Below are 13,594 nucleotides of genomic sequence, written 5' to 3' on the forward strand. Positions count from 1 at the left end.
TCAATGCGCGGGCTGCGCGTCCCGCGCCGCGTCGTCCATCAGCGCCGCGGCATGGTCCGCCAGCTCCGCACCCGAGATCGGCTTGCGCAGCAGCATGAAGCGCCCGCCAAGCGCGCCCGACACGGCCAGGGTCGCCGCATCGCCGGCATAGCCCGTCAGGAGGATCGCGGGTAGGCAGGGATGCCGCCGCTGCGCCTCCCTGATCACGCTCACGCCGTCCATGCCGGGCATGGCGAGGTCGCTGACCAGCAGGTCGAAGCAGCGCTCCCCATCCAGCAGTGCGAGCGCCGCGACGCCGTCAGCGGCCTGCGCGACCTCGTAGCCCGCATCCTGCAGCTCGGCGGCGAGCACCTCGCGCACCATCGGCTCGTCATCCACCAGCAGCAGCCGCGGCGTGCGGTCGTCGCTGCCGCGCCGCAGCGCGCGATGCGCGAGGCTGTCGGTCTGCGGGCGCGGCGCCTCCACGACGATCGGCAGCCATATCGTCACCGTGGTCCCGCGCCCCGGCGTGCTGGCGACATCGAGCCGCCCGCCCGAGGCCTGAGCGAAGCTGCGCGCCATTGCCAGGCCGAGTCCCGTGCCCTGGCCAAGCGGCTTGGTCGTGAAGAAGGGTTCCGCCGCGCGGCGCAGCGTCGCCTCGTCCATGCCCTCGCCGGTATCGGCCGCCGCCAGGCGGACATAGCGCCCCGGCGCCAGCGCATTGCCGGCGTGCTCGGCGATCTCCTCGACCACCACCGACAGGCGCAGCGTGCCGCCCTTCGGCATGGCGTCCCGCGCATTCGTCGCGAGGTTGACCAGCACGGTCTCCAGCTGCCCGCGATCCACCAGGATCGTCGGCAGGCCGCTCGGCGCGTCCACCTGCACGCGGATGCGCGCGCCGAGGGTCGCCGACAGCACCTCGCGCAGCCCCTCCAACATCTCGTTAAGGTCAAGCGGCCCGGCGCGCAGCTGTTCCTGCCGCGAGAAGGCGAGCAGCCGCCGCGTGATGGACTGCCCCCGCCGCGCGCTCTCGTCGATCATGCCGGCCAACCGCTGGACTGACGAGGTGTCCGCGGCACGCTTGCGGATCAGCGCGACGCCGCCGATGACGGCCTGCAGGACGTTGTTGAAGTCATGCGCGATCCCGCCGGCGAGCTGCCCGACCGCCTGCACCTTCTGCGCCTGCACCAGCGCCGCTTCGGCCTGGCGCCGTTCGTCGATCTCCGCCTGCAGACGCTCGTTCGCCGCGGTCAGCGCGCGGGTGCGCTCCTCGACCGCCGCGTGCAGCCCGGCTTCGCGGCGTTCCAGCGACGCCGCCATCTCGTTGTAGGCCGTGGCGAGCTGGGCGAATTCCGACCCTCGCCCGCAGGCCGGCGCGCGCGCGGACAGGTCGCCGTCCTGCCAGCGTCGCGCGACGTCCAGCAGCGCCGCGGTCGGTCCCGTGATGAAGCGCCGCGCCATGGCCAGCGTCAGCGCCACGGCCAGCAGCGTGACGGCCAGCAGAAGCAGCGCGCCGCGCCGCAGCGCGGCCTCGATATCCGTCATCAGGTCGGGCTCGTGCACGCCGACGACCGCGGCCAGGCCGTGGCTCGCCTCGGTGGGTGGGGAGAAGCCGACCAGGCGATCGGTGCCGTCCATGCTGCGCAATCGCAGCGTACCCGGCGCCGTCGCCTGCAGCAGCGACAGGGCGGCCTGCGGGAAGCGCTGGCCGACGAAGTCCGCGTGCTTGACGTCGCGGCCGAGCACCACGCCATCCGCATCCGCCACCGTCAGCACACCGCTTGCGAGGAAAGGCAGGCCGGTACGCTTCAGCCCCTGCAGGTGCAACTCCAGCCAGTGCAGGTCGAGCCCCGCCACCAGCAGCCCCGGTCTGGTCTGGTCGGCCTCGGTGATCGGCATGGTGAAGGGCAGGAAGCCCGTCGGCAGCAGTCGCGATCGCGTGAACCGCCCTGCCGCGAAGCCGGTCGTGCCGGAGGCGGCGCGCTGCCACGTCGAGCTTTCCGACGGCAATGCGACATCGGGCTGCGATGCGCAGCGGATCGCGCCGTCGGGTTCGATCACCGCGATGAAAGCGAAGCCGGGCGCGTGATGCAGCAGCCGGGCCAGCCGGTCGCCGCAGGAGACGTCGCGTTCGCGCACCTGGCGGAATTCCGCCGCCGCCCCGAGGAGGATGCGCGCCCCTTCCGCGATGCTGTCCACGTTGCCTGCCAGCAGCTGCGCCTGCTGCGTCACGATCGCGCCGAGCTGCGCCTTGCGGTCGGTCCATTGCTGCCAAGCGACGACGACCTGCAACAGCAGCGTCGGCAGCAGACAGGTCGCGACGATCAGGATCAGCCGGGTGGAGAGGCGCATGCCATGCAGGGCCCGCCGCCAGCGGGCGGGCAGGTTCCAGGGCCGCATCGAAGGCGCATGCAGGCTGGGCGCGTTGCTGGCCAATTCTTCCTCTCGTTCGGACCGCCACGGTTCCGTGGTGCCGCCCCCTCACGGCAACGGGAGTATCGAAGCGAACCCACGCTGTCATCCCAACCGTCTACACGTATTTGTGAGGAACAACTTAGCGAAACGATCCAGCGGATGACAGGTCCGGCGCGAGCCTAAGCAGTTCAATGGCATGCGCCGTCACGTCGTGGCAGCGTTGCCGGGACACGAGAGGAGGACGGCATGGCACTGAAGGACATCCTTGTCCTGATCGAGGACAACGACCGCAGCGCGACGCGGCTCGCCCTGGCCTGTGCGCTGGCACGCCGGCATGCCGCGCATCTCACCGGGCTCTTTGTCGTGGATGTCACGGTGTCGGCGATCGCCGGCGCCGACGGAGGCGGCGCAGCGCTGGCCCAGCTTGTCGAGACGATGCGCGACGACGCGCTGTCGGCCGGTGCCCGCGCCGAGGTCTCATTCAACGAGATGCTGCGGCGCGAGGGCGTGGTCGGCGAGTGGCGCCTGGTGGAAGGCCTGGCGCCGCAGCAGGCCGCGCTGCATGGCCGCTATGCCGACCTCGTCGTGCTGGGGCAGCAGGCGCCGGACGACGGCGGGTCCGACGCGACGCTGGAAGCCGTACTCTTCACCTCCGGCCGGCCGGTGCTCGTGGTGCCCTATGCCGGCAGCTTCGCGACGGTCGGTGACCGCGCGCTGATCGGCTGGAACGCGAAGCGGGAAGCCGCCCGCGCGGTCGGTGACGCGTTGCCGCTGCTCTCGGGCGCCGCGACGGTGCTGATCGTCAATCCGCTGCCCGGCAGCGACCTGGATGGCGACGCGCCGGGCGCCGACATCGCGCGCCACCTGGCGCGCCACGGCGTGAACGTCACGGTCGAGCGGATCGTCGCGCCGGAGATCGGCGCCGACGACGCGCTGCTGAACCGCGCGGCGGAGACGGGCGCCGACCTCATCGTCATCGGCGCCTACGGCCATTCGAGGCTGCGGGAGTTCGTGCTGGGCGGCGTGACGCGCGGCCTGCTGCGCCACATGACCGTGCCGGTGCTGATGTCGCACTGACCTGTGGTCATGTGCCGCACTGACCTGTGGTCATGTGCCGCACTGACCTATGGTCATGTGCCGAACTGACCCCCCTGGTCACGCAACGGTCAGCGATGCCATGCTGACCGCCTGGAGGCCGGGAAACCCGGCCCGAGGGAGGGAAAGACCATGTCCAAGCAGACGGGCCTGCGCCGCCGCGCCCTGATTCTTTCCGGCGCGGTGGCGCTGCCGATGATCGGCAACGCCCGGGCTCAGGCCGGCCGCGCGCTGCGCTTCGGCCATGTCCAGCCGCCCGACGGCGAGGTCAACCGCGGCATTCTGCGCGCCGCGGAGTGGCTCCGCGAACGCTCCGGCGGGCGGCTGCGGATCGACAACTTCCCGGCCAGCCAGCTCGGCGGCGAGCGCGAGATGCTGACCCAGGTCGGCAGCGGGACGCTGGATTTCTGCATCACAGGCCCGGGCGTGCTCGGCGGCTGGGTTCGGTCCATCTCCATCCTGGAGGCGCCTTTCCTCGCGCGCGATTTCCCGCATGTGCTGCGGATGTTTGCGCATCCATCGATCCAGGGAAGCTTCCGTCAGCTGGCGGATAGCCGCGGCATCCGCGGGCTCGAACCCTGGTATTACGGCACACGGCACATGACGACGCGCGATCGCCCGTTGCGCGAGCCCGGCGACCTGCGCGGCCTGAAGATGCGCGTCCCCGAGGCGCCACTCTACGTCGACATGATGCGCACCCTCGGCGCCGCGCCGACGCCGATGTCGCTTGGCGAGGTCTATCTGTCGCTGCAGACCGGCGTGATCGACGGGCAGGAGAACCCGCTGCCCACGATCAACGCGAACAAGTTCATGGAGGTGCAGCGCTACATCAACCTCACCGGCCATGTCCTGGTGCCGCTGGTGCCGGTGATGTCTCAGCAGAGCTGGACGTCGCTGCCAGAGGCGGACCGCGAGCTCGTGCGGCTTTCGCTTCGCGACGGCGCGGCCGTATCGGACCGCCTGGTCGCGGAATCGGAGGACCGGCTGCGCGGGGAGTTCACCCAGCGCGGCGTGACCTTCATCGAGAGCAACCGCCCGGCCTTCCAGGCCGCGCTGGCGCCGATGTACCAGCGCTTCGAGGAGGTCTGGGGTCGCGGCGTCTTCGCGCAGTTGCAGGCGCTCTGACCGGATGCGTCTCGTCCTGCGCCATGCCGAGGAGGCGCTCTCGATCCTCTTCGGCGTGGTGCTGTTCGGCGTGCTGATCTGGCAGGTCGTCACCCGCTACGTGCTGGGTGACCCCAGCATCTGGACCGAGGAATGCGCGCGCTACCTCTATGTCGGCGTCGTGTTCTTCGGCGCCTCGGCGGCGGTCAGCGACCGCAGCCACATCGGCATGCCCTTCATCGTGGAGCGCCTGCCGACCGGCGCGCGGCTCGTCACGGGCCTCGTCACGCAGGCGCTCTCCGTCATGTTCTGCGTCGCCATCGTCATCTGGGGCACGCGAGCCGCGATCCGGGAGATGGACCTGCCGTCCGTCGCGATGGAGTTTCCGATGGGTCTGGTGCTGGCCATCGTGCCCATCGCGATGGCCTGCACAGCGCTGCGGATCCTGCTCAACATGGCGGAAGACGTCCGCGACGCCCGCACTGGCGGGCTGCGCGCGGCCACTGCCGCTTCGGACTTCTGAACGCATGCTCGGTTTCTTCGGCGCCTGGCTGATCCTGGTGCTGGCGGGCACGCCGGTCGCCTTCGCGCTCGGCATCGTCTCCGTGGGGTGGCTGCTCTGGGAAGGCGCGCCGATGATCACGGCGGCGCAGCGGCTGATGGCGGGTGCCGACAACTTCGCGCTGCTGGCCGTGCCCTTCTTCATCCTGGCGGGCAACCTGATGAACTCCGGCGGGATCACCGACCGGATCTACGGCTTCTGCAACGCGCTGGTGGGCCATCTCCGCGGCGGGCTCGGGCATGTCAACGTCGTGGGCTCGATCGTCTTCTCCGGCATGTCGGGATCGGCGGTGGCGGATGCCGGCGGGCTCGGCGCGCTCGAGATCCGTGCGATGGTGAAGGAGGGCTACCGGCCGGAATTCGCGGGCGCGCTGACCTGCGCGTCCTGCGTGCTCGGCCCGATCATCCCGCCTTCCATCCCGCTGGTGCTCTATGCCGTGATCTCCAATACCTCGATCGGTCGGCTGTTCCTCGGCGGCATCCTGCCGGGCCTGGTCATCGGCGCGCTGCTGATGGCCTATGTCTGGTACGTCGCGGGGAAGGAGGGCTATCCGCGCGGGCCGCGGCTGACCTGGGGCGAGCGCGGCCAGGCCCTTGCGCGAGCGATCCTTCCGCTCATGACGCCGGTCATCATCATGGGCGGCATGTTCGGCGGCATCTTCACCGCAACCGAGGCCGCGTCCGTCGCCGCGCTCTATGCGCTGGTCCTCGGCACCGTGGTGTACCGCGAGATCGGCTGGCAAGACCTGGTGGGCGTGCTGCGCCAGTCCTTCCAGCAGACCGCGACGGTCGCGTTCATCGTCTGCGCGGCGGTGCTGTTCAACTGGGTGCTGGCGCGCGAACGCGTGCCGCAGCAGGTGGCGGAACTACTGCTCGGCGTCAGCACCGATCCCTTGGTGATGCTGATCCTGATCAACCTGCTGCTCTTCTTCCTGGGCATGTTCATGGAGGCGCTGGCGATCATGGTGCTGACCGTGCCGGTGCTGATGCCGGTGGTGCAGCTCGTCGGCATCGACCCCGTACATTTCGGCCTGGTGACTACGCTCAACCTGATGCTGGGCCTGCTGCACCCGCCCATGGGCATCGGGCTCTTCGTGGTCAGCAAGGTCGGCAACATCCCCTACGAGAAGCTGGCGATCGCGACCCTGCCATTCTTCATCCCGCTGATCGGCGCGCTGATCCTGATCACGGTCTTCCCGCAGATCACGCTGTTTCTGCCCAACTTGGTCTACGGCGCTCGATAGGACGCCGGCGCGCCTCAGCCCGCCGAGGCGGCGACGGGCCGGGTCCGCTTCTCCTGCGCGTGGCGCAGCAGCGCCAGGCCCCGGTACACGCCATGCACCATCTTGGAGTAGGGCAGGGCTACGAAGAAGGACAGCACCAGGCCGAGATGCAGCGCGAGCATGAGGCCCATTGCACCGGTGTGACGGACCGCCAGCAGCAGCAGCCCCGTCGCCGCGATCGCGAAAAGCAGCCCAAGGACAGCGTACTCGCCGCCCAGCAGGTTGCGCGCGACGGGCACGGGATCGGTCACGATCTTCAGCCGGATCAGCCCTGCCGCGCTAAGGCACATCAGCACGCCGCCCCAGGTGCCGAGCTGCACGGGCAGGCTGAGGAAGGCATGCGGCGAGCGCCAGCCCAGGACGTGATGGTAGATCGCGCCCGTCGTCGTGGCCGCGAAGCACAGCAGGAAACCGTACATCAGCGCCTGGTGCATCCAGCGCTTCTTCTGCGAGAAGCTCTCGTCGATGTCGTTGCAGCCATGGCCGCCGCCGCCGAAGTTGCGCAGCGTCAGCACGTCGATCACGGCGTCCGTGCGCGCTTGCATGGACACCGTCCCGCCGCCGGCGGTGCCGTGCCAGTAGCGGCGCGCCCCCATCGCCATCGCGACCAGCGCGAAGCCGAAGCTCGAGCCCGCCAGCAGGTTGATCAGCCAGAGCGGGACGATGCGGAAGAAGGCGCCTTCGCCGCGCTGCGGGCCGTAGAGCACCGCGGGATCCTGCAACGCGACCGCCAGCAGCAGCACGGCGACGACGACCAAGGTGGTCAGCGCGACAACGATGGTCCCGTTGCGCTCGAACAGCCGGCCCATGGCCGGCGGCCAGGCGTGCTCGGCATAGCTCTGCTGGCGGATCTCCGCGAAGGTCTTCGGGATGTTGATGCCGAAGGCGTGGGGCGGCGCGTACTGGCAGGCGTGGTAGCAGCCCTTGCAGCCGTGGCAGAGGTTGGCGAGGTGGACCAGGTCGCCCGACGAGAAGTCGCGGCGCATCGCCATCGCGGGGAAGACCGCGCAATAGCTCTCGCAGTATCGGCAGGCATTGCAGACGGCCATTTCGCGGCGCGCTTCCTGCAGCGCGTCCGCGCGGCGCGCTTCCTGAAGCGCGTCCGTCTCGCCCTTCGCGTGGTGGATCAGCGCGTCAATTCCTTGCATGGCGCGCGGCCTCCTCACCCGCGATGCGTCCGAACACGGTGCCGATCGTCATGCCGAACCCCGCAAGGTAGCCTTGGCCCAGGATGTTCCCGGCCATCACCTCGCCCGACGCGAAGATGTTCCCCGACGGCTTGCCATCCGCCATCTGCACCCGCGCTCGGTCGTTCACCTTGAGGCCGAGGAAGGTGAAGGTGATGCCGGTCCGGAGGGGGTGGCAGATGAAGGGCGGCTTCTCGATCCGCCGGGCCCAGTGGCTCTTCGGCGGCGTCAGCCCTTCCGTGCGGCAGTCGTCGGGGACCATCGGCCTGAAGGTGCCGGGGCGGACGGCAGCGTTGTACTCAGCGACCACGCGCTCGAGCTTCGCCGGATCGAGCCCCGCCAGCATCGCGAGTTCCGCAACCGTATCGGCCTTGTAGGGCGGGAAGACGCTCGGCAGGTAGTCGAACTCTGCTTGGCTGTCGGTGATGGCCCAGGCGCATTGGCCGGGCTGCTGCGCGATCAGCCTTCCCCAGATGGCGTAGCGCTTCGGCCAGACATCCTCGCCCTCGTCGTAGAAGCGCTCGACATCGCGGTTGACCGCGATGGCGAAGGGCACGCAGTCGAGCCGCATGGCCAGGCCGCCATCCTCCATCGGCGACCGCGCGTCGTTGGCCACCGCGTGGAACTGCGTGGGGTCGCCGACCTCCCCGCAGCCCTGGTCCAGCAGATCGCGCAACACGCGCCCCTGGGCGTATGTCGTGCCGCGGATCTGGAAGTTGTCGGCCGCGTCGCCCCAATACTGCCGCAGCCATTCGCGGTTGGCCTGGAACCCGCCAGAGGCCGCGACGAAAGCCTTGAAGCGGATGCGCTCGGGGAAGCCCTTGTGGCTCACGATCGCCTCGGTCGCATAGCCCTCGCGCAGCTCGACATGCTGCACTTCCGTGTCGAACAGCACGACGACGCCGAGCCGTTCGGCCGTGAGGTACAGCGCGTTCAAGAGCGCCTTCCCGCCACCGAGAAAGAAGGCGTTCGTCCGCGACAGCGAAAGCGTGCCCGACAGCGAGGGCTGGAACGTCACCCCGCAGGAGGCCAGGTAGCCCGGCGCGTACTGCGACGCCCGGATACACATCCGCGCGAGATGCTCGTCGGTCTTGCCGCCGGTCACGCGCAACAGATCGTCCCAGTATTCGTCTTCGAGATACGACTCGTTCTGCACGTCGGTCGGATTGGCATGCAGCGCCCGCAGGTTCCGCGTGTGACGAGAGTTTCCGCCGCGCATGCTGCGCGGCGCGTGCTCCGCCAGGATGACTGACGCGCCGGCGCGCCGCGCCTCGATCGCGGCGCAGAGCGCGGCATTGCCGCCGCCGGCAACCAGCACGTCGTAGGTGCGGGAGAAGTCGGGCATGGCGCCCCGGTGGTCCCCAGGCCAGGAAAACGCTGGCATTGTATCCCGCTGTATCCCATGATGTCCATACTGCGCCCATGAATCAGACCCTCGCCCCCCGCGATCTCGGCCAGGAAGCCTATGACCGCATCCGCGACGCGATCCGCGACGGCTCCCTCGCGCCCGGGCTGCGGCTGACGGAGATCGAGCTCGCGACGCGGGTCGGCGCCTCCCGCACGCCGGTGCGCCAGGCCATCGCGCGGCTTGAAGCCGAGGGGCTGCTGACGCGCGACCCGCGGCGGGGGCTCGCCGTCACGCGCCCGGACCACCAGCAGGTGATCGAGCTCTATGTCATGCGCGAGATCCTGGAGGGCGCGGCGGCGCGCCTCGCCGCGCAGCACGCCACCGACACGGAACTCGACGCGATGGCCGAGCTGATCGAGGCCGAGCCCGCCGTGTTCGACGACGCGGCGAGGCTTGCCGAGCTGAACCAGCGCATCCACGGCTTGCTGTATCTCGCCGCGCACAACCGCTATCTCCTTCGTGGGCTGGAGCAGATCGCGGCCACGATCTCGCTGCTGCCCACGCTGCTGACGCAGGACGGAAGGGCAGCGCGTGCGCACAAGGAGCACCGCGCGATCCTGGCCGCGCTGCGCCGGCGCGACGGCGAGGCCGCGGAGGCCGCGGCGCGCCTGCATGCCAAGGCCGCTCAGCGGCACCGCCTGGGCTGGCTGGTCAGGGCTGTCGGCCTGCCGCTGCCCGCACCGGCAGGCCGCGCGTGATGCCGGTGCATTCGCCGGCGCTCGCCACGGCGGCCTCGTGCGGGTATCACGCGCCGGAAAAGGCGCCCGACCGGCTCCTCCGTTTCCTCGGTGACGACGCATGACGCAGACGGCGATTCCCTGTACCCTGATGCGCGGCGGCACCAGCCGCGGCCCGTACTTCCTGCGCGACGACCTGCCGGCCGAGCGCGACGACATGGCGAGGGTCATCCTTGCCGCCGTGGGTTCGCCCGACCTGCGGCAGATCGACGGGTTGGGCGGCGCCACGACGCTGACCACCAAGGTCGCGATTGTCGGCCGCGCCGCGCCCGGCCAGCCGCAGCAGGTGGACTACCTCTTCGCCCAGCCAGCCCTCGATCGCGCCTTCGTGGATTGGGGTCCGACCTGCGGCAACATGCTGGCCGGCGTCGGCCCCTTCGCGATCGAGTCCGGGTTAGTCCCGGCGCAGGATGGCGAGACGCGCGTGATGATCCGCGCCGTCAACACCGGTGCGCTGATCGAGGCCGTGATCCAGACTCCCGGAGGCCGCGTCACCTATGACGGCGACGTCGCGATTGCCGGCGTGCCCGGCACCGCCGCGCCGATCCTGCTGAACTTCGCCGACGCCGTCGGCGGTTCGACGGGCAGGCTGCTGCCGACGGGCAACGCGCTCGACCGGATCGAGGGCGTGGATGTCACCTGCCTCGATGTCTGCATGCCCGTGGTGATCGCGCGCGCCGTCGACCTCGGCAAAACCGGGCAGGAGAGTGCGAAGGGGCTCGACGCCGACCGCGACTTCATGGCGCGCATCGAGCGCATCCGCCGCGCCGCGAGCCTGGCGATGGGCATGGGCGATGCGGAGGGCCGCGTCATCCCGAAATTCGCGATGCTCGGCGCGCCGGCGAAAGGCGGATCGGTCGCCGCGCGCTACTTCACGCCGCTCGCGACGCATGAGGCGATGGCGGTGACGGGCGGCATCTGCATCGCCTCGGCCTGCAAGCTGCCGGGCACGGTGGCGGCGGGAATCGCGGCGGTCTCGGATGCCATGCGCGAGCCCGTGGTGATCGAGCATCCCACGGGGGCGATGGAGGCGGTGATCAGCATGGGCGCGGACGCGTCCGGCGCGCCGACCATCGCGGCGGGCGGGACGCTGCGGACGGCGCGGCGGATCATGCGCGGTGAGGTCTACGTGCCAAGCCGGGTCTGGGCGGCGAAGTAGAAGAGCCTCCCTTCGCCCGTTCACGAAGAGCGGATGGGGTGCAGGGACCCGCCATTCACCCCAACGAGATCCTCGTCACCGCCTCCAGGCTCTCCCCCAGCCACGCATCCACCGTCGTCCGTCGCGTCCCCTGCGCCACAGGTCTGCCAGCCGCGCCGATCGTCATCGGCAGGTCGTGCCCGACCATCAGCACCGCCCCCGGCCGCGCTTCCCACTCCCGCACCAGCCGCGCGATCGACGCCGCATGCACCACGGGATCGATGCTGATGTCGGCCTTGCGCGTCACGATCTCCGCGCGGTTCTTCGCGACATCGGCAGAGAAGATCGTCGCGGGTTCGCCGTCCAGCACGAAGACCAGGTGATGCGGCGAATGGCCCGGCGCCTCGAAGCAGGAAATGCCGGGCAGGCCTGTCGGCCCTTCCTCGAGCCGGTGCAGGCGCGTGCTTTCCGCCAGCGCGCGCAGCGCGAAGTCCGGCAGCATGGGCGAGCCCTCGGGCTGCGCCAAAGCCCAGTCCAGCTCCCTCCGCGGTGCGTGGATCGTCGCGCGCCGGAACATTGGCCAGTTCTCGCTGTGGTCGTAGTGGACATGCGTGATCAGCACATCCGTCACCTCGTCGGGCGTCAGACCATGCGTGGCCAGCTGCTCCGCCAGCACCTTGCGCGCGCCCAGCCGTCCGGTATCGAGCAGCACGACGCGACCCTCCGAGCGCGCCAGGGCCACCGTGCTCCAGCCCAGGCCGCCCTGTTCCTTCGACTTGCCGGGATAGCCTTGGATCAGGATGTCGACGCTCCACCCCGTCACAATGCGGCGCCCCCGGTCGGCGCCTGGTGGCGCTGCGCGGCCATGCGCACCGGCGCGTTCGCCGCGCCGAAGCCGGCATAGGCGTCGCGGCGTTCCAGCAGTTCCAGGAAGAAGCGGTCGCGGAAGGCGTGGGTGTAGGCGTGCAGGAAGCTGCCGCCCGTGGGATCGCGGTCATACAGCAGGTGCCGCTTCGCCATCGCGTCGAGCTCCGCCTCGTCCAGCCCGAAGCGCGCAGCCAGGTCCTCGTAGTAGTTCGCGGGGATATCGAGCAGCGGCGCGCCGGCCGCCGCCGCCGCGTCCACGCTCGCCGCGACATCGCGCGCCGCAAAGGCGATGTGGTGCACGCCCGCGCCCGCAAAGGCCGAGACGAAGCGGCCCGTGCCTGTCCGCCCGCTCTCCGAGACGTTCAGCGGCAGCCGCACGCTGCCATTGCCGCCCGTGAAGGCGCGCGAGCGCACCAGGCCGTAGGGGTCCGGCAGTTCCCACAGCGCGTCCGGCTCCAGCCCCAGCAGCGCACGGTAGAACAGCACGAAGCTGTCGAGCATCCCCGGCGTCAGCGCCTGCGCGACGTGATCCACGCCCAGCAGCCCCGGCCCGGGCGCGGCACCCTCCAGCCGGAAATCATCCTCCCAGATCGGCCGCGCGCCGGTCGCGGAATCCTCCACCAGATAGATCAGCGTCCCGTCTGGCGCGCGCACCGCCGGGATGTGGCGCTCGCCCTCGCCCACGCGCTCGTTCCAGGTCGGGACGGAAAGCGCCGCCGCGCGCTGGGCCAGGGCCGGCGGGTCGTCCACCCGCAGCGCCATCGCGCAGACGCAGGGCCCGAACTGCTCGAAGCGCTCCGACGCCGCGCTGTCGGGCTCCGCGTTCAGGACGAGGTTCGCGCCGCCGCTCCGCCAGAGCTCCACGTCCTTGGATCGGTGCGTGCCGGCGCGGGAAAAGCCCAGCGTGCCAAGGAAGCCGCCGAGCTCCTCCCGCGCCGCATGGTCCACCGCGAATTCGATGAACTCGATGCCCGACAGCTTCGGCAGCGGCGGCATCTGCCGCGTGCCGACCTGTTCCTCGAGCCAGACCAGGCTGCGCAGCCCGTCTCGCGCGATGCGGCGGGACGGCGCGGCGCGGAACTCGTCGTTGAAGATCTCGAGCGAGAGCGGCCCGGCGTAGCCCGCCGCCAGCACCTCCTTCAGGAAGTCCGCGCAGGGCAGCTCGCCCTGGCCGGGAAACAGCCGGAAGTGCCGGCTCCAGCTCAGCGCGTCCATCGTCAGCTTCGGGGCGTCTGCGAGCTGGAGGAAGAAGATCTTCTCCTCCGGCACCTCACCCGCCAGCCCCTCCAGATCGTCGCCGAGGCAGAGCGTGTGGAAGCTGTCGAGGATCAGCCCGAGCGCCGGGTGGTCCGCCTGCTTCACGATGGCCCAGGCCTGCCGCCATCGGTTGACATGCCGGCCCCAGGCCAGCGCCTCGTAGCCCAGCTTCAGGCCGCGCTTCGCCGCGCGTTCCGCCATCTCGTGCAGGTCGGCCGCCGCGCGCCCGGCCTCGGGCAGCGCCGCGGCCTGGACATTGCTGCAGACCAGCAGCAGGTCGGTGCCGAGCTGCTGCATCGTGTCGAACTTGCGCTCGGCACGGTCCAGGTTGCGGGACCGCTGCGGCTCCGGCATCGATTCGAAGTCGCGGAAGGGCTGGAAGATCGCGATGCGCAGGCCGAGGTCCGCGGCCATGCGCCCGGCCTCGGCCGCGGAGCCGTCGAAGGTCAGCAGGTCGTTCTCGAAGATCTCCACGGCTTCGAAGTCCGCCGCCGCGGCGGCTTCGAGCTTGTCGGGCAGGGTGCCCGACAGGCAGACCGTGGCGATGGAGCGCTCGCGCATCG

The 13,594-nt window shown here is 70.4% G+C and carries 11 protein-coding genes; 6 read left to right on the forward strand and 5 right to left on the reverse strand.

Going from position 1 to position 13,594, the window contains the following annotated elements; genetic code table 11:
* Entirely contained in the window at window positions 1-2,379 is a 2,379-nt protein-coding gene (locus ACLF3M_RS21690; RefSeq protein ID WP_430659068.1) for an ATP-binding protein, read from the reverse strand.
* 261 nt (window positions 2,380-2,640) lie between these two features.
* Between ACLF3M_RS21690 and ACLF3M_RS21695 the strand changes: the two genes are divergently transcribed.
* The 4 genes from ACLF3M_RS21695 to ACLF3M_RS21710 all read left to right on the forward strand — a co-directional run bounded on the left by ACLF3M_RS21695 (window position 2,641) and on the right by ACLF3M_RS21710 (window position 6,398).
* Complete coding sequence (locus ACLF3M_RS21695) at window positions 2,641-3,471, forward strand: universal stress protein (RefSeq protein WP_430659069.1); 831 nt, start codon at window positions 2,641-2,643, stop codon at window positions 3,469-3,471.
* 150 nt (window positions 3,472-3,621) lie between these two features.
* Window positions 3,622-4,614: a DctP family TRAP transporter solute-binding subunit gene (locus ACLF3M_RS21700; RefSeq protein WP_430659070.1), complete on the forward strand. Its 993-nt coding sequence runs from the start codon at window positions 3,622-3,624 to the stop codon at window positions 4,612-4,614.
* Window positions 4,615-4,618: 4 nt separating this feature from the next.
* On the forward strand, window positions 4,619-5,116 hold the full coding sequence (locus tag ACLF3M_RS21705; protein ID WP_430659071.1) for a TRAP transporter small permease: 498 nt from the start codon (window positions 4,619-4,621) through the stop codon (window positions 5,114-5,116).
* Between the two features lie 4 nt (window positions 5,117-5,120).
* Complete coding sequence (locus ACLF3M_RS21710) at window positions 5,121-6,398, forward strand: TRAP transporter large permease (RefSeq protein WP_430659072.1); 1,278 nt, start codon at window positions 5,121-5,123, stop codon at window positions 6,396-6,398.
* A gap of 14 nt (window positions 6,399-6,412) precedes the next feature.
* On the opposite strand, the gene tcuB is transcribed toward ACLF3M_RS21710, so the two are convergent.
* A complete protein-coding gene (gene tcuB / locus ACLF3M_RS21715) occupies window positions 6,413-7,585 on the reverse strand; it encodes a tricarballylate utilization 4Fe-4S protein TcuB (protein WP_430659073.1) in 1,173 nt (390 codons plus the stop codon).
* Window positions 7,572-8,969: an FAD-dependent tricarballylate dehydrogenase TcuA gene (gene tcuA, locus ACLF3M_RS21720; RefSeq protein WP_430659074.1), complete on the reverse strand. Its 1,398-nt coding sequence runs from the start codon at window positions 8,967-8,969 to the stop codon at window positions 7,572-7,574. Before tcuA ends, tcuB begins: the two co-directional genes overlap by 14 nt.
* Window positions 8,970-9,046: 77 nt before the next feature.
* Between tcuA and ACLF3M_RS21725 the strand changes: the two genes are divergently transcribed.
* Both ACLF3M_RS21725 and ACLF3M_RS21730 read left to right on the forward strand, forming a co-directional pair.
* Entirely contained in the window at window positions 9,047-9,730 is a 684-nt protein-coding gene (locus ACLF3M_RS21725; RefSeq protein WP_430659075.1) for a GntR family transcriptional regulator, read from the forward strand.
* 100 nt (window positions 9,731-9,830) lie between these two features.
* Window positions 9,831-10,928 carry a 4-oxalomesaconate tautomerase gene (locus ACLF3M_RS21730; protein WP_430659076.1) on the forward strand — a complete coding sequence of 366 codons (1,098 nt, stop codon included), beginning with the start codon at window positions 9,831-9,833 and terminating at the stop codon, window positions 10,926-10,928.
* Window positions 10,929-10,983: 55 nt separating this feature from the next.
* Here ACLF3M_RS21730 and ACLF3M_RS21735 read toward each other — a convergent pair whose 3' ends face one another.
* Window positions 10,984-11,730 (reverse strand): MBL fold metallo-hydrolase, encoded by a 747-nt coding sequence (locus tag ACLF3M_RS21735; RefSeq protein WP_430659077.1) that lies wholly within the window; start codon window positions 11,728-11,730, stop codon window positions 10,984-10,986.
* A complete protein-coding gene (locus tag ACLF3M_RS21740; protein ID WP_430659078.1) occupies window positions 11,727-13,592 on the reverse strand; it encodes a bifunctional sugar phosphate isomerase/epimerase/4-hydroxyphenylpyruvate dioxygenase family protein in 1,866 nt (621 codons plus the stop codon). The genes ACLF3M_RS21735 and ACLF3M_RS21740 overlap by 4 nt, the downstream gene beginning before the upstream one ends.
* Window positions 13,593-13,594: the final 2 nt, after the last annotated feature.

The sequence above is a fragment of the Falsiroseomonas sp. HW251 genome (assembly GCF_050563545.1).
GTDB lineage: Bacteria > Pseudomonadota > Alphaproteobacteria > Acetobacterales > Acetobacteraceae > Falsiroseomonas.